Genomic DNA, 17249 nt, shown 5'->3' on the forward strand with positions numbered 1-17249 from the left:
AATATCCCTATACCTTACTACTTAAGCTTGTAAACGATCTTGTAAGAATGGCACTAAAGCTTCGTGCGCATGACGCAGTAGTGTCTCAGTTGTTTGCCAATTAATACAGGCATCTGTGATAGAAACACCGTATTGCATCTCACTTAGCGCTAAATCTGACGATTGATTGCCTTCATTAATATGGCTTTCAATCATTAAACCAATAATCGATTTATTGCCTTCACGGATCTGGTGAATCACATCTTCAGCAACCAGCGGCTGACGGCGGTAATCTTTACGTGAGTTAGCATGGCTACAATCCACCATCAATGAAGCATCTAAGCCCATTTTTGCCATCTCTTCTTCACACTCAGCCACTGATACTGAGTCATAGTTCGTCTGCTTACCGCCACGCAAAATTACGTGACCGTTAGGGTTACCTTGCGTTGTCAGCAGTGCCACTTCGCCCTCACGGCTAATACCCATAAAGCGGTGGCTAGAAGAAGCCGCCTGCATCGCGTTGACGGCGGTCGCAAGGTTACCATCTGTACCATTTTTAAAACCAATCGGCATCGACAAACCGCTGGCCATTTCACGGTGAGTTTGAGACTCCGTAGTTCGTGCGCCAATTGCGGCCCAGCTAAAAGTATCAGCAAGGTATTGTGGACTGATTGGATCCAGCGCTTCGGTTGCCAACGGAATTTCCATCTCGGCTAATTCCACCAGCAATTGACGGCCAACATGCAGACCATGTTCGATATCAAAGCTTCCATCAAGATGAGGGTCGTTTATCAAACCTTTCCAACCGACTGTAGTACGTGGTTTTTCAAAGTAAACTCGCATCACGATATAAAGCTGATCGTTTAGTTGCTCAGACAGTTGTTTGAGTCGACGTGCATAATCCTTAGCGGCTTCCACATCATGAATAGAACAAGGCCCACACACGACTAGCAGACGGTGGTCTCTTTTGTGAATAATATCGGCAATTTCTTGACGAGATTGCTGGATAAATCGACGGGCATTATCACTTAATGGTAACTTCGCCTTTAACTCATCTGGCGTAATCAGTACTTGTTCATCAATGATGTTGATATTACTCAATTCACTTTTCTGCATAATCGACACTCTGTAAACTTTTAGTTACACCTTGAATTCCATTTCATCAAGGCACTGCTTAAGCATTAAGATAACAGGCGTAATTAATATTTCAACCGTAAATTTAAATAAACATCAATGTAAAAATAAATTTACAACCACGTTTTTACCCAGCTTAATTACAAATCTATACTGAAAGCATGTTTTCTTATTAGCAAAGTCTTTAGAATAGGCATAAACCACGCAAGGAAATAGGTTGAGCAACATGGATTTGATCCTCTCGCTACTGCAGCAAATGTGCGTCTACTTAGTGCTCGCCTATATGTTGAGCAAGACGCCTATCTTTCTACCTCTACTCAACATCTCACATCGTCTTAGTCATAAAGTTGCGATTTATATCCTGTTCTCGCTTTTTTGCATTATGGGCACCTACTTTGGTTTGCAAATCAATGATGCGATTGCCAATACGCGAGCAATCGGTGCCGTCATGGGCGGTTTGTTTGGCGGGCCCGTGGTCGGATTTTTTGTCGGCTTAACCGGCGGCTTGCATCGCTACAGTTTAGGTGGTTTTACCGATGTGGCCTGCGCCATCTCCACCACTGCAGAAGGACTAATCGGTGGATTACTGCATACCTACTTGGTTCGTCGTGGCAAAGGCGCCTTACTATTTAGCCCAAGCATCGTATTTGCCATTACTCTGTTTGCTGAAATCGTCCAGATGGCAATTATTCTTCTGGTAGCAAAGCCTTTTGCACAGTCATACAGTTTGGTTTCTGCTATCGCTGCGCCAATGATTATTGCGAACTCTGTTGGTGCGGCACTGTTCATGAGCATTCTGCAAGACCGAAAAACCATCTTCGAAGAGTACTCGGCCACTTTCTCTAGGCGCGCGCTCAATATCGCCGAACGCTCAGTCGGTATTCTTGCTGCCGGTTTTAATACACATACCGCCGAACGTATTGCGCGGATTGTCTACGAAGAAACGAGTGTGGGCGCAGTATCCATTACTGACAATGAAAAAATCTTAGCCTTTGTTGGAATTGGTGATGACCACCACAGACCAGAAACACCGATTTCATCACAAAGCACTTTAGATGCCATTACACAAGACAAGATTATCTATCTTGATGGCAAAGACAAACCGTACCAATGTTCAATTTCTCACCGCTGCAAACTGGGTTCTGCACTAATTATTCCATTGCGTGCGGGTGATAAAGTGATTGGCACCATTAAGCTCTACGAACCAAAGCGTAAGCTATTTTCAACCATCAATATGTCGATGGCAGAAGGTATCGCGCAGTTGCTTTCCAGTCAGATTCTTTATGGGGAGTTGCAGCAAAAACAATCTTTACTATCACAGGTAGAAATCAAGCTGCTCCATGCACAAGTTAACCCACACTTCTTGTTTAATGCGCTTAACACTATCAGTGCCGTAGTAAGGCGCGATCCCAGTAAAGCTCGAGAGTTAATCCAACATTTGTCTCAGTTTTTCCGCAGTAACCTCAAGCAAGATATTGAAGAAGTGTCATTGCAAGATGAACTGGATCATGTGAATGCTTACCTCACCATTGAGAAAGCACGCTTTACTGATCGTCTCGAGGTAGAAATGGATATTGATCAAGCTTGGATGGCGCGGAAACTACCCACCTTTACGCTTCAGCCATTAGTCGAAAATGCGATTAAGCACGGCACCTCTCAACTACTCGAAGGTGGGGTGATCCGCATTTACAGCCAAGACGTTGAGCAAGGCTGTAAAATTACTGTTGAAGATAATGCCGGCAGCTATAAAGCCCCACAACAAGACCATGAAGGGCTCGGCATGCAAATCGTTGCCAAACGGCTGAGCAATAAGTTTGGCACCATTGGGCAACTGACTATCGAAGTCGAACCAAATCAATATACGAGAATGAGCTTTATCATTCCCCATCAAGATCGTTAAGGATAATTCATGCTTTCCGCTTTAGTGATAGATGATGAACTGTTTGCTCGCGAGGAATTGACCGAGCTGCTTGAAGAAACCGGACATATTACCGTCCTCGATCAAGCCAGTAATGCCATCGAAGGTTTAAAGAAGATCAACCAACTTAAACCCGATGTGGTGTTTCTTGATATTCACATGCCACAAATCACCGGAATTGAACTACTGGGGATGTTAGATCCTGATATTCAAACCCGGGTGGTGTTTGTCACTGCCTATGACCAATTTGCAGTACAAGCGTTTGAAGAGAATGCCTTCGATTACCTACTTAAGCCAGTGGACACAAAACGCCTGAATGTCACCATAAATCGACTGCTTAAGTCTGAGCGTAAGAACCTACAGCAATACCAACCTATCGCGCCACCAAGCTTAGATCAGGTGCCATGCGTGGGTTTAAACCGCATCGTCATTATTCCAACCACAGATATTGAGTTTGCTTACAGTGATATTAGCGGGGTACATGTGCAGACTGCTGAACAAGTTGCGACCTGCCAACTAACGCTGAAGGTACTAGAAGAAAAAACGCCACTGGTACGCTGTCATCGTCAGTACTTAATTAATATTAAAGCGATCAAAGAAATTAAATTGCTGGAGAATGGTTTAGCGGAAATTGTTTCAGCAAGTGGTCATCCAATTCCAGTCAGTCGACGCTACCTAAAAACGCTTAAAGAGCGACTCGGTTTCCACTAATTAATCGTTTCGATAAGTCGATAACAAAAGAGTCACTTAAGTGACTCTTTTGTTTATTGTTAGCAATCAAGAATACGTTTCATCGCTTCAGAGGCTTCTCGCCATTTTTCACTGCGCTGTAAGTCATCTAAGGTGAATGATTGCTGCTTGAGCAAATTCGTCGCTTGTGGGAATTCTAGAATAGGCAAATTATCCAATACTTCTACTTGGCCATCACGGTTATTGCATAACAACAGCATGTCGCAACCAGCCACCAGCGCTTGATGTGAGCGCTCGGCAGGCCCCCCCATGATCGCTGCCCCTTCCATATTCAAGTCATCCGAGAAGACAATGCCTTTAAAACCCAGCTGTTCTCGCAGCACTTTCTTAAGCCAAAATTGAGAACCGCTAGCTGGTTGATCGTCATATTGCGGATAAATCACATGGGCAGGCATCATCGCATCAAGCGTACCGGCATCAATGTGCGCTTTAAAGATCGCCATATCTTGCTCAAGAATAGTTTGACGCTCATCGTAAGGGGTCTCTAGATGAGAATCAGCAATGACGCCGCCATGACCAGGAAAGTGCTTACCCGTCGTTGCCATGCCCACCGATTTCATACCACGCATATACGCGCTACTTTGGCGTATTATGGTATCTATGTCCTCACCAAAGGCACGATCACCAATCGCTTTGCATTCAAATCCTTTGTCTAAAACAGGGGCAAAGCTCAAATCAATATCATGAGCAATTAATTCAGCAGCCATTAACCAGCCACCCAATTCTGCCATACGTTCGCTCTCAGCTTGCTGTGCGTAGAGCTTAGGCGCAGGAATACGTGAAAAACCTTCTCGAAAACGTTGTACACGTCCGCCTTCTTGGTCAACACCAATTAATATTGGTCGCTTGGCCGCTTTACGAATTTCATTTGTCAGCGCCATTAGCTGCTTGCTGTCATGATAATTACGAGTAAATAAAATTAAGCCACCCACCGTCGGGTGCTGCAAAATCTCTCTATCTTCCGCGGTTAACTCATACCCAGCAACGTCCACCCATAACGGACCCATAATTTCTCCTCATTGCGTACTAATTTCGCTTTGGCTTTGAGGTTATTCTGATTATTCTAGGTTTACAATGGATAAGTGGACCTATTACGAAAAATTGGATATGTGTACAAAACAACGCTTTATTGGAGTGATGTCGGGCACTAGCATGGACGGCGTCGATACCGTATTAGTCGAGATTGATGGTAATCATATTGAATTGATTGCTTCTCTTGATTACCCATTTCCTGAGCCGCTTAAGCAAAGATTGCTGGCAATTTGCCTCGGTCAGCCAACCAGCCTTGATGAAGTAGGCGAACTGGATCACCTGCTCGGGCACCTATTCGCCGATGCCGTCGATGCGCTACTTAAGCATGCTAACTGTGATGCCAGTGCTATCAGCGCAATTGGTAATCATGGGCAAACAGTATTCCATCGCCCTGATGGCGCGGCACCTTTTACCATGCAAATTGGCGACGCGAATATCATCGCGACTAAAACTGGCATCGATACCGTTGCAGATTTTCGCCGCAAAGATATGGCACTTGGTGGCCAAGGTGCTCCATTGGTTCCGGCTTTCCATCAATCTATTTTTGCCACCAGCGATTCTAGCGTGGTGGTGCTCAATATTGGTGGAATTGCCAATATTTCTGTTCTGCGTCCTGAACACCCGGTGATTGGATACGACACAGGTCCAGGGAACATGTTAATGGATGCTTGGTGTGCGAAACATCGACAACATAAGTTTGATCAGGATGCGCAATTTGCCCTAGAAGGCAAAGTAGACAAGGCGCTGCTCGCACAATTAATGAATGAGCCCTACCTTAGCCGCTCAGCACCAAAGAGCACCGGCCGTGAACTGTTCAATTTACCTTGGCTAGAGGCTCAACTGAGTCAGTTCACACTCAAGCCACACGATGTACAACGCACCTTATGTGAATACACAGCGATCACCATTGCCAATGAGGTCGCACAGTACCAAATCGGCGCAGAGCCTGAACTGCTGGTGTGCGGCGGAGGTGTTCACAACCCGTTATTGATGTCACGCTTAGCAGAACTGCTGCCCCAATGGTCGGTGGTGACGACAGATGATAAAGGCGTCGACAGTGACAATATGGAAGCGATGGCGTTCGCTTGGCTTGCCCAACGACGTCTGCATAATTTGCCAAGCAATTTGCCTGAGGTGACTGGCGCCAGCCATCTCGCATCACTTGGCGTACTCTATTTCGCCTAATAATCATGACTAGGGACTGAGAAATTTATGACTAACGATGCTTTGATTGCGGCACTCGCCCATTTAGTTTCTGAAGGACGAAACCCAGAAACAATGGATATTGACTTGCTCTCATCACTCGATATCGTCAAACGAATCAACCAACAGGATAAGCAAGTTCCGCTCGCCGTCGAACTCGTTATTTCAGAGATAGCTCAAGCCGTAGATAAAATCACTCATGCTTTCAAAATTGGTGGACGTTTAGTGTATATCGGTGCGGGAACAAGCGGTCGCCTTGGGGTACTCGATGCTTCTGAGTGTCCGCCGACATTTGGTGTATCCGATAAAATGGTGATTGGTTTAATAGCAGGTGGGCCAGAAGCGATTCTCAAAGCGAAAGAAGGGGCTGAGGATAACTTTGAGTTAGGCGAGCAAGATCTAAAAAACATCCATTTTAGCGAAAAAGATGTGGTGGTCGGTATCGCAGCAAGTGGTCGAACGCCGTATGTGATTGGCGCGTTACGTTATGCTAACCAAATCGGTGCAACGACGGTCGCACTCTCTTGTAATCCAGATTCAGCGATTGCTAAAGAAGCTCAGATTGCTATTAGCCCCGTGGTCGGGCCGGAAGCATTAACGGGGTCAACACGCTTAAAGTCCGCAACTGCGCAGAAGTTAGTACTCAACATGCTGACGACCGCCAGTATGATCCGCATAGGCAAGAGCTATCAAAACTTAATGGTTGATGTAAAAGCGACCAATAAAAAACTATTGGCACGCGCGGTTCGAATTGTTATGCAGGCAACAGAATGCACGAACCAAATTGCGACACAAACTCTCGAACAAACCGACTATGACGTGAAGCTGGCGATCTTGATGATCTTAACCGGCATGGATCTCTACACCGCTAAAGTTCAACTCGCATCAAAACAAGGTTTCTTACGCCTAGCGGTTGAAGAACACCAACCTGAATAAACCTAGAAAGGCTTGGTGATATCAACCAAGCCTTAACCATTGCTAGTAAGTGTTGCGCGCATCATCCCAGCCACGCTGCCACTCCATACGAAAGCGTTGAGCATCTTTTGTTCCTTCGCAAACGCCTTCATAGTATTGACCAGACAAACCTATTTGATAGGCCACATCTGGATTACAATATTCGTTAACGCCAGTGAGATACCCTTGATCGTAATCGGCAATATTGACATTCCCCATGGTGGTTAACTCACGCATAGTACGAGACGTATTACCCGTTACACCATCTTGATAGCCAACTTGGTACCAATCACCAGCTTGCGCCAACTCTTCGACACTGCTAGCGCAACCCGCCAGTCCCGCGAGTAACAAAACGCTTAGTAACTTTTTCATTGTTTTCCTTGTGATTTACTGAGCAAGTTCATCAAAAACTTACCACCGCGTGTGTGATCTAGTTTAACCATTAATGGTGTAATTTGACCACTTAACTTAAATCAAAACCATTTAAATGGTGAGCTTGCCACTTAAATTGCAATACGACCACTTAAGGTAAATCCGGATGAATCTATACAAGTAACTCTCTACTATCCACCATGAATTCTAAGATCAGGGGACAATTGCTATGTTGTGGTTTTTAACTTGTGTCGCTGCACTAATTGGTGGCTACTTTATTTATGGCGCCTTCGTTGAGAAAATCTTTGGCATCAACGAAAAACGTCAAACACCCGCGCATACTAAAACAGACGGCGTCGACTTCGTACCTATGTCGACTAAAAAGGTTTACCTAGTTCAACTACTTAACATTGCTGGTGTTGGCCCTATCTTTGGCCCTATCATGGGCGCACTATACGGCCCTGCAGCAATGCTTTGGATCGTAATTGGCTGTATCTTTGCCGGTGCCGTGCATGACTACTTCTCAGGTATGTTATCAGTCCGCAACGGCGGGGCTTCTGTACCAACCATCACAGGTCGTTACCTAGGCAATGGCGCAAAACACTTTATGAACATCTTTGCCATTGTTCTATTGCTTCTTGTGGGTGTGGTATTCGTTTCAGCTCCTGCTGGCATGATCACTAACCTGATTAATGACCAGACTGATTTCACTGTCAGCATGACAACCATGGTTGTGGTGATTTTTGCATACTACATTATCGCGACAATTGTGCCGGTTGATAAAATCATTGGTCGTTTCTACCCACTATTTGGTGCCCTTCTGATCTTTATGTCGGTTGGCCTAATGACTGCCGTTGCCTTCTCTAGCGAACACACTGTGATGGGCGACTTCCAAGTCACCGATATGTTCAGCAACCTAAACCCAAATGATATGCCATTGTGGCCAGCACTATTTATCACGATTGCTTGTGGTGCAATCTCGGGCTTCCATGCGACTCAATCACCTTTGATGGCGCGTTGTATGGAAAACGAGAAAAATGGTCGCTTCGTATTTTACGGTGCCATGATTGGAGAAGGTATTATCGCGCTTATCTGGTGTGCGATTGCTCTATCTTTCTTCGGTTCGCTGGAGTCTCTACAAGAAGCGGTAAGCAACGGCGGTCCTGGTAACGTAGTATACGCATCATCATTTGGTCTACTCGGTGTGTTTGGTGGTGTTATCGCTTTCCTAGGTGTCGTTATCTTACCAATCACTTCTGGCGATACTGCGTTCCGCTCTAGCCGTCTGATTCTGGCTGAGTACTTCAACATGGAGCAGAAAACACTTCGTAACCGCCTACTGATGGCCGTACCACTATTCGTTATTGGTGGTATCTTAACTCAAGTAGACTTCGGCATTATCTGGCGCTACTTCGGTTTTGCTAACCAGACCACAGCAGTAATGATGCTTTGGACAGCCTCAGCATACCTACTACGCCACAACAAACTGCACTGGATTACTTCTATCCCAGCAGTGTTTATGACAACAGTATGTGTGACCTTTATCCTTAACAACAGCACGCTTGGCTTTGGCCTGCCAATGCAAATCTCGACTATCGTTGGTGTCGTATTCGCTATTGCGGTATTGGGTTACGTGATTAAAACATCACAAGGCAAAGGTGAAACTGAGCTGGCTGATGAAGAGAAACCAAGCGGCAAAGCTGAAACCGCTTAAACCTCACATTGGATATAGTAAGCAAAAGGCTCCGCAAGGAGCCTTTTTAGTAAACAAATGCCAGTATCAGTTAATTTTTAGGTGAAAGTGTCGCGGTAAGCTTTTTGCTGTTAGACCCAAATACCCAACTAGCCCGCTGTTGAATATCGTCTAGCGTGATGCTATTTGCTGTACCTTCAATATCAAGTAACGCATCGATACCATAGCCATGTATTAAATAACGACTATAAAACCAAGCCCTTTGTTGCGGGTCTTCATTAATGGGTTCCACGGCAACTGCAAGTTGTTTAACTGCCGTAGATACCTCTTCTTCGGTAATAGAGTGTGCTAATCCATCAAACATGAATTCTAAAGCTAACTTTACCTCTTTCAAATCTTTACTTGCTACTTTGGCAGTCACAAACCAATCAGACACCAGTTCTCCGTCTTGAGTTACTGGATAAATTTCCGGAGTGTAATCTAAGCCGCGTTTTTCTCTTATATCTTCAAGAAGACGGGCATTTGCGATACGTTTCAGCGCATCCTCTGTAAAAACATCTTTAGCCGATTTCGTTCTCTTTTCCGTGTTTATTAGCCGAGTCAATAACATTGTACCTTTTTCACTACCCTCAATAACTTCCACCAATGGTGCTAAATCCGCATTGTATTGATTATCAAAGTTCAAAGATGGAGACTGCTCGCCTTTGAGAGCAATTGAAGCGACGTACTTACGTAGCATAGGAGCAATATGCGTAGGCTCGAGATCGGCGATAATGACCAACTTATTGTCGCGATTGTAGCGAAACAAACGCTCGTGAACCTGAAGTAGCTGCTCTGTAGTGACGGCCGCAATATCTGAATTTACCACCAAACGATGGCGACTCTGTGGTTGATAGGTTTCTGCATTGATCGTTTTCTGCCACTTACCTTCAGGAGAACTGAGATAAGCACTATTTTTCTCATAAAACTCTTGCTTCACCGCCTCAAGTTGGCGAGGCTCAATCTTTATTTCTGTTGAGATATTAAAAATAGTATTTAGAGCTAAAGGTAGCTCCTTCACCGCAGTGTTTACCTCTAAACCATGGGTTGTAAAGCCAATAAATGGGTACACAGCAACGTCTTTTTTACGCAAGTAACCATCAAATTGTGCACCGCTAAATTCACCTAATCCACTTCGAGCAGCAGACTGCGACAGTAAATCACTCGCTGCGTATAGCTCCGGTATCAGGGCAGCTCTCCCCCCTTGACTCGCATAGACAATATGCGCTCGCTGGCCAGCTTTCGGGTCACGTTGATACCAAACTTCTATGCCGTTATTCAACCGCCACACGGTCAAATTACGCTCTCTATCCACTCGTGACACTATCTCGCCCTGTGCCATTGGCTGTTTAAGCTCTGCCGTCACCCCCTGGAGATCCAGTGGTTTAAACCCGGCTTGAGCATATAAACCTGGCAGCTTAATCATTTCTTGCTCTAAGTCCGTTAATGATTCGCTTACACTATAGCCTTGAAGCCAAGAGAAATTGGCCGAAAGTAGTTCATCAATGTTTTCATTGACCCGCTTTAAATCAACATGGGTAATAAACTCATTTAGAGCCTGGCGGTTGGTCTCGCGACTTTGTACTGGCATTGCTTGATCAATAGCGAAGAGTTTTTCATCCACAATTTGCAATGGCTTGCGCTTGTTCCATTCACTGTCGAAGTTAGACAAAGTGTTACGATAGCTCGTCATAATGCTATCTAGTTCACTTTGACTGACACCATAATCTCTTAATGAACCTAACGTCTCTAAAAACAGCTGTTGAGTGACCTCTCTGTTATCAGCAGAGAACGCCACACTCGCAGCAGAGTATCGGTTATACCCTATCCATTGCGTGTAGCTTCCCAAGTGTTGTACGGCCTGAGCAGCATCGTTGAATGATGCCTTTAATCTTTGATAAATTAGCTGCTGAGTAACGTCATCCAACCAATACTGATATTGCTGCTTAAAAGTCGTGATAGAACTAGGGCCTCTATCGACAAAGAAATGTAAGCTGGGCGATTCCTTATCTCCTGCAAGTAATGTGTAAGAGCCGTGGTTAATTCGATAATCACGTTGCTTGTTAACCGCAGGCTCACCACTGTTTTTCCACGTTGAAAATTGTTGTGAGATAAGCTTTGAAAGTTCTTCTGTGCTGATATTGCCAGATATAATCAACTCAGCATTTTGCGGTTGATACCATGTGCGATAGTAGTTTTCCAACCCTTTTGCGGATGCCTGTTTAACTGAAACTTCCGTACCTAAAGGATTTTTATTTTCTAACACGGTGCCTTTTATTGCCTCAAGGTACGCTTTAGTAAATAAGGGTTCATTCTCTGGACGACTATCTCTAAACTCCCCAAGAATAACGCCTTTTTCTCGCTCTACTTGATCAGGAGAAAACTCTATACCGTCTGCAATATCTCTCATCCAAGTCAACGCTAATGGCAGATGCTCTTGATCCGCTAAATCCATTTTATAAGCCGTCAATTGATAACTGGTAAAAGCATTAATATCGGCACCAAAGCTGCCCCCGGTTTTCTCAAATAACCGAATCACATCATTACCAGTGAAGTTGCGACTGCCATTAAACGCCATATGCTCGACGAAATGCGCGTAACCTTTTTGCTGGTCGGACTCTTGCATCGATCCAGCATGAATCATCAGTCGAATTGATATTTCTTTATCTTCTGTTGGATAGAGGTGGTAACGTAACCCATTATCAAGTTGATGCTGGCTCCAGTTCGAGTCATTGGGAATAGATTTATCGAGATCGCTATTACAACCTACGATAATTAAAACGGTAAATAAGATAAGCCACTTTTTAATACGTTGCATGATCAGTTCCTAGTCCAATTACTAGTCGCACTATATCGTTCAGCGTGGTGCAGAATGTAATACACCAGCTTCAACTGGTTAAAAATTCGACTCACTATAAATAATCATGAAATCTATATGATTATTAGTTATCTGCAAAAGTAACAAATAAAAAAGCCCCTAACTTATGATGAAGTTAGGGGCTAGATTTAGTTAAGCAACATTAATCGACTTGCTTAATCTGCAACTCTTTCGGCACTTCGAAGAACATGTTCTCTTCACGACCCGTCACTTCTTCAACCGAGCGCGTACCAACCAATACTTTGATACGTTCCATAATTTGGTTCACAAGCTCTTCTGGCGCTGATGCGCCCGCGGTTACACCAACCTTACGCTTACCGTTAAACCATTCGGTTTTAATGTCTTCAGGGCAGTCAGTAAGATACCCCGGTGTGCCCAGTTTTTCTGCCAACTCTTTCAGGCGCGTTGAGTTAGAAGAGTTCTTTGAGCCAACCACAATGACAACATCTACGTTAGTCGCAATTTCACGCACTGCATCTTGGCGGTTCTGAGTGGCGTAGCAAATATCATCTTTACGTGGACCTTGGATCTCTGGGAATACACGACGCAGCTCAGTAATCACATCGGCCGTCTCATCAACAGACAGTGTGGTTTGGCTTACGTAATGAAGTTCCGTTGGGTCTTTGACCACACTCAACAACTTCTCGACATCTTCTGGTTTCTCGACCAAATACATGCCGCCCGTTTCGCTTGAGTACTGCCCCATAGTGCCTTCAACTTCAGGGTGACCAGCATGACCTATCAAAACCACTTCCATATTACGACGACTCGCACGCGCGACTTCCATATGAACTTTAGTCACCAATGGACAAGTAGCATCAAATACCGTCAAGGCGCGCTTTTTCGCTTCTTGACGCACAGCTTGTGATACACCATGAGCTGAGAAAATCACAATATTGTCATCAGGCACTTCATGCAGTTCTTCAACGAAGATTGCACCGCGCTGTTTTAACCCTTCCACCACAAAACGGTTATGCACCACTTCGTGACGCACATAGATAGGTGGCTGATAAAGTTCCAAAGCGCGTTCTACGATGCTAATGGCACGGTCTACACCGGCACAAAAGCCACGCGGGTTAGCTAACAGGATTTTCATTTCATTGCTCATGGGGTGTTTTCTTCTTCGGGGCGTTATTCTACTGACAAAATTTCAACTTCAAAAGTCACATCTTGTCCTGCTAGAGGGTGGTTAAAGTCAACCGTGACTGAATCACCGGCAATCTCGGTAATAATTCCCGGGATCTCCATACCATCAGGACCACTAAACGCCATAATGGTACCCACTTCAACTTCAGCATCACCGACAAACCTAGCGCGATCCATATAGTGAATATTATCTGGATTTGGCATGCCAAAAGCGTCTGCCGCTGACAATTCAATCGCTTTGCTTTCACCAGCGCTTAAACCGAGCAAACACTGTTCAAAGTTATCGCTCAGGCTACCATCACCAATCACCAGTTTGGCTGGTTTACCCATATTGTGGGTGCTGTCGGCTACAGAGCCATCTTTCATTTTGATAGTAAAGTGAAGAGTTACAGTAGAGTCTTGGGTTATTGATGTCACGATACAGCTTCCTTGTAGTTCTTATTATTCCAAGATAGACCTTAGCTAGACAAAAAAACACTTAGTTTCATTAAGTCGCGTACTGTCTAATTTTATATGCAGGTATATAGAAAAAACGCTGTCGAATCAACAGACAGCGTTTAGGGTTATTCGCTTTTATGCGGTGGTTTTCTCTTTACTAAGAAAACCATCAAGGATGATCATCGCCGCGCCAATACAGATTGTAGTATCAGCTAAGTTGAATGCGGGCCAATGATAGGTGCCCCAGTAGAAATCTAGGTAATCGACAACAAAGCCGTGTACCACTCGATCAAAAACATTGCCAATCGCGCCACCAATAATCATCGCATAAGCAATGTTGTTCCACTTCTCTTTGGCGGGCAATTTACTCATCCAATATGTCAGCATTGCTGTAACCACAAAGGCAATACCAGTAAATAGCCAACGCTGCCAACCTGCTTGATCACTCAAAAAGCTAAATGCCGCACCGTAGTTATGAACATAAAGCAAATTAAAGAATGGCAGGATTTCAATACGGTTGTTCCAGCCATACCCCATATTGTCCATTACCACCAACTTAATCGTGATATCGGCAATAAAGATCACTACGGCTAGCCAAAGCCAACGTACGCCAGATTCTTTCAGTGTTAGTGCTTTCTCACTCATATCCTTACCTAAAAACAACCCCAGTAAATACTGGGGCTGCTTGGTTATTAAAAAGTTCAATCTTTGCTTAGCTCATTCAAGATTATTGGTTTTGTCGCTAGGCGACAAGTTTACGAAGCCCCTGAGCATAGATAACTATGTGATGGGGTGAGCAAACGCTGTCAACAACGCGACAAGACCAAGAATGAAGAATGATTAGGCATAATGGCGCACTTCACCTTCACCGTCGATATTCGACACACAACGACCACACACTGTCTCGTGACCTGCGATTGTGCCTACATCTGGTGTGTGGTGCCAACAACGGTCACACTTCTCAGCTTCCGTCGCTTTCACTTCAACAAACAGACCTTCAAGCTCAGTGGCTTTTGCTGCGTCTGTTTTCTCAGTTAGAGGCTTAACTACCGCTGCTGAAGTCAGTAGAACGAAGCGTAGCTCATCTTCAAGCTTGTTGATTTGCGCAGCTAGCGCATCATCTGCGAACAGCGTTACTTCTGCTTGTAGCGCACCACCGATAACTTTATCAGTACGCGCTGCTTCTAGCAGTTTGTTCACACCACCACGAACTTTTTGGATTTCAGTCCAGAATTCGTTATTTAGCTCTTCGCCCTCAGCAAGACCGAATAGACCATCGAACCACTCGCCTGTGAACACAAACTTGTCGCGAGCGCCTGGCATTTCGTTCCAGATTTCGTCTGCAGTGAACGACATGATTGGTGCCATCCAACGAACTAGCGCTTCTACAATGTAGTAAAGTGCTGTTTGACAGCTACGTTGTGCGTGACCGCCCAGTTTCGCTGTGTATTGACGGTCTTTAATCACGTCTAGGTAGAATGAACCCATTTCTACTGAACAGAAGTGCATTAGACGCTGCATTACTGCGTGCGTGTTGTACTCATCGTAAGCTTTAATGATTTCTTCTTGTGCTGCAAATGCACGACCTACAGCCCAACGATCTAGAGCAACCATCTCTTCTGCAGGAACAAGATCCGTTTCAGGGTTGAAACCATTCAAGTTAGCTAAGAAGAAACGCGCTGTGTTACGGATACGGCGGTACGCATCTGCTGAGCGTTTTAGGATTTCGTCAGAAACCGCTACTTCACCAGTGTAGTCTGTTGATGCAACCCATAGACGAAGAATATCTGCGCCTAGTTTGTTGGTTACGTCTTTTGGTGCTACAACGTTACCGATGGATTTTGACATCTTACGGCCGTGACCATCTACCACAAAACCATGCGTTAGTACTTGCTTGTATGGCGCCACATCTTTCATCGCGATAGATGAAATTAGTGATGATTGGAACCAGCCGCGGTGTTGGTCTGAACCTTCTAGGTATAGGTCAGCACTGTGACCGTTGAACTCTTCACGAGCATCAACAACTGCAGAGTGCGTTACACCTGAGTCAAACCATACGTCTAGCGTATCTAGTACTTTTTCGTATTGGTCAGCGTCATCGCCTAGTAGTTCAGCGTTGTCCACATCCCACCAAGCTTGAATGCCTTTTTGCTCAACGAGTAGTGCTACTTTTTCAATTAGCTCTAGTGAGTTAGGGTGTAGTTCAGCGGTCTCTTTGTGAACGAATAGAGCGATTGGCACACCCCATGTACGTTGACGAGAGATACACCACTCAGGACGACCTTCGATCATACCTTCGATACGGCTTTGACCCCACTCAGGCATCCACTGAACACCTTTGATTGACTCTAGTGCTTTAGCACGTAGACCCGCTTGATCCATAGAGATGAACCATTGTGGTGTTGCACGGAAGATGATTGGAGTCTTATGGCGCCAGCAGTGTGGGTAGCTGTGCTCATAAGCGTGGTGGTGCAGCAATGCGCCAGCCTCTTTTAACGTTTCTACTACCGCATCGTTTGCTTTAAACACGTGTTGACCAGCAAAAAGCTCAGTATCAGGCAGGTAAACGCCGTTTGAACCTACTGGGTTTGCAACTTCTAGACCGTATTTCTGGCCTACTGCGAAGTCTTCTTGACCGTGGCCAGGTGCTGTGTGAACCACACCAGTACCTGAATCTGTCGTTACGTGATCGCCTAGGATCGCAGGAACGCTGAAATCGTAGAATGGGTGATTGAACTGAGCAAGCTCTAGATCGGCACCTTTAGCAAAACCAAGATTGTGGAAGTGCTCGATACCCGCGCGGTCCATCACATCTTTCGCGAGCTCAGATGCAACGATAATACGCTCTGGGTTGTCGCCTTCTACTTGGATTAGCACGTACTCAAGATCATCACGTAGACAGACTGCGCGGTTTGCTGGCAGTGTCCATGGTGTGGTTGTCCAGATAACGATAGATACGTCACCGTGACCTTCATGACCTTCGTTTAGCTCAAACTTAGCCAGCACTGCTGCTTCGTCTGCGGCTTTAAAACGTACGTCGATAGACGGAGAAACTTTGTCTTTGTACTCAACTTCTGCTTCAGCAAGTGCGCTGCCACAGTCAGTACACCAGTGAACTGGTTTGAAACCTTTTAGTAGGTGACCTTTGTCGGCAATCTTACCTAGTGCACGGATAATGTTTGCTTCGGTAGCAAAATCCATTGTGCGGTAAGGTTTGTCCCACTCACCCATGATACCAAGACGCTTGAAGCTCTCTTTCTGACCTTCAACTTGACCCGCTGCGTATTCGCGACATTTTTCACGGAACTCAGCTGCCGTCACTTTTTGGCCTGGCTTACCTACTTTCTTCTCTACCATTAGCTCGATAGGAAGACCGTGACAGTCCCAACCAGGAATGTATGGTGCGTCAAAACCTGAAAGTGTTTTGGATTTAATAATAATGTCTTTAAGAATCTTGTTTAGTGCGTGGCCAATGTGAATGTCACCGTTCGCGTATGGAGGACCATCGTGCAACACGAATGACTTTTTGCCTTTCTTAGCTTTACGGATTTCACCGTAAAGATCTTCTTTGTACCAACGCTTAAGCATTTCTGGCTCACGTTGTGCCAGATTACCGCGCATTGGAAACCCTGTTTCAGGTAAGTTCAGGGTATCTTTATACTCACTCATCGATTCTTAATTCCGTTATATTGGGCGAAAGTTAGACATTATGC

The 17249-nt window shown here is 45.0% G+C and carries 13 protein-coding genes; 5 read left to right on the forward strand and 8 right to left on the reverse strand.

Translation table 11 applies throughout. The features are described from left to right. Window positions 1–21: 21 nt before the first annotated feature. Window positions 22–1095 carry a 3-deoxy-7-phosphoheptulonate synthase gene (locus tag IRQ95_RS14650; protein WP_194437612.1) on the reverse strand — a complete coding sequence of 358 codons (1074 nt, stop codon included), beginning with the start codon at window positions 1093–1095 and terminating at the stop codon, window positions 22–24. 244 nt (window positions 1096–1339) lie between these two features. Here IRQ95_RS14650 and IRQ95_RS14655 point away from each other — a divergent pair, with 244 nt between their 5' ends. Together IRQ95_RS14655 and btsR are read left to right on the forward strand one after the other, a co-directional pair. Continuing rightward, window positions 1340–3013 carry a sensor histidine kinase gene (locus IRQ95_RS14655; protein WP_194437613.1) on the forward strand — a complete coding sequence of 558 codons (1674 nt, stop codon included), beginning with the start codon at window positions 1340–1342 and terminating at the stop codon, window positions 3011–3013. 9 nt (window positions 3014–3022) lie between these two features. Then, window positions 3023–3742, forward strand: coding sequence for a two-component system response regulator BtsR (gene btsR / locus IRQ95_RS14660; RefSeq protein ID WP_194437614.1), 720 nt, complete (start codon window positions 3023–3025; stop codon window positions 3740–3742). A gap of 59 nt (window positions 3743–3801) precedes the next feature. On the opposite strand, the gene nagZ is transcribed toward btsR, so the two are convergent. After that, window positions 3802–4788 carry a beta-N-acetylhexosaminidase gene (nagZ, locus tag IRQ95_RS14665; protein ID WP_194437615.1) on the reverse strand — a complete coding sequence of 329 codons (987 nt, stop codon included), beginning with the start codon at window positions 4786–4788 and terminating at the stop codon, window positions 3802–3804. Between the two features lie 100 nt (window positions 4789–4888). On the opposite strand from nagZ, the gene IRQ95_RS14670 reads away from it, so the two are divergent. Together IRQ95_RS14670 and murQ are read left to right on the forward strand one after the other, a co-directional pair. Then, window positions 4889–5998: an anhydro-N-acetylmuramic acid kinase gene (locus IRQ95_RS14670; protein ID WP_194437647.1), complete on the forward strand. Its 1110-nt coding sequence runs from the start codon at window positions 4889–4891 to the stop codon at window positions 5996–5998. A 27-nt stretch (window positions 5999–6025) separates the two neighbouring features. Then, window positions 6026–6952: an N-acetylmuramic acid 6-phosphate etherase gene (murQ, locus tag IRQ95_RS14675; protein WP_194437616.1), complete on the forward strand. Its 927-nt coding sequence runs from the start codon at window positions 6026–6028 to the stop codon at window positions 6950–6952. 42 nt (window positions 6953–6994) lie between these two features. Here murQ and IRQ95_RS14680 read toward each other — a convergent pair whose 3' ends face one another. After that, window positions 6995–7342, reverse strand: a complete 348-nt coding sequence (locus IRQ95_RS14680; RefSeq protein WP_194437617.1) for a DUF2799 domain-containing protein — start codon at window positions 7340–7342, stop codon at window positions 6995–6997. Between the two features lie 229 nt (window positions 7343–7571). Here IRQ95_RS14680 and IRQ95_RS14685 point away from each other — a divergent pair, with 229 nt between their 5' ends. Next, window positions 7572–9056 carry a carbon starvation CstA family protein gene (locus IRQ95_RS14685; RefSeq protein ID WP_194437618.1) on the forward strand — a complete coding sequence of 495 codons (1485 nt, stop codon included), beginning with the start codon at window positions 7572–7574 and terminating at the stop codon, window positions 9054–9056. A gap of 70 nt (window positions 9057–9126) precedes the next feature. On the opposite strand, the gene IRQ95_RS14690 is transcribed toward IRQ95_RS14685, so the two are convergent. The 5 genes from IRQ95_RS14690 to ileS all read right to left on the reverse strand — a co-directional run bounded on the left by IRQ95_RS14690 (window position 9127) and on the right by ileS (window position 17205). Continuing rightward, entirely contained in the window at window positions 9127–11892 is a 2766-nt protein-coding gene (locus IRQ95_RS14690) for a M16 family metallopeptidase (protein WP_194437619.1), read from the reverse strand. A 202-nt stretch (window positions 11893–12094) separates the two neighbouring features. After that, complete coding sequence (gene ispH / locus IRQ95_RS14695) at window positions 12095–13060, reverse strand: 4-hydroxy-3-methylbut-2-enyl diphosphate reductase (RefSeq protein WP_194437620.1); 966 nt, start codon at window positions 13058–13060, stop codon at window positions 12095–12097. Window positions 13061–13083: 23 nt separating this feature from the next. Continuing rightward, window positions 13084–13515 (reverse strand): FKBP-type peptidyl-prolyl cis-trans isomerase, encoded by a 432-nt coding sequence (gene fkpB, locus IRQ95_RS14700; protein WP_194437621.1) that lies wholly within the window; start codon window positions 13513–13515, stop codon window positions 13084–13086. Window positions 13516–13671: 156 nt separating this feature from the next. Then, window positions 13672–14181, reverse strand: a complete 510-nt coding sequence (gene lspA, locus IRQ95_RS14705) for a signal peptidase II (RefSeq protein ID WP_194437622.1) — start codon at window positions 14179–14181, stop codon at window positions 13672–13674. Window positions 14182–14376: 195 nt separating this feature from the next. After that, window positions 14377–17205, reverse strand: coding sequence for an isoleucine--tRNA ligase (gene ileS / locus IRQ95_RS14710; RefSeq protein WP_194437623.1), 2829 nt, complete (start codon window positions 17203–17205; stop codon window positions 14377–14379). Window positions 17206–17249 lie beyond the last annotated feature (44 nt).

Origin of the sequence: Vibrio fluminensis, assembly GCF_015278125.1 — a bacterium.
GTDB classification, from domain to species: Bacteria; Pseudomonadota; Gammaproteobacteria; order Enterobacterales; family Vibrionaceae; genus Vibrio; species Vibrio fluminensis.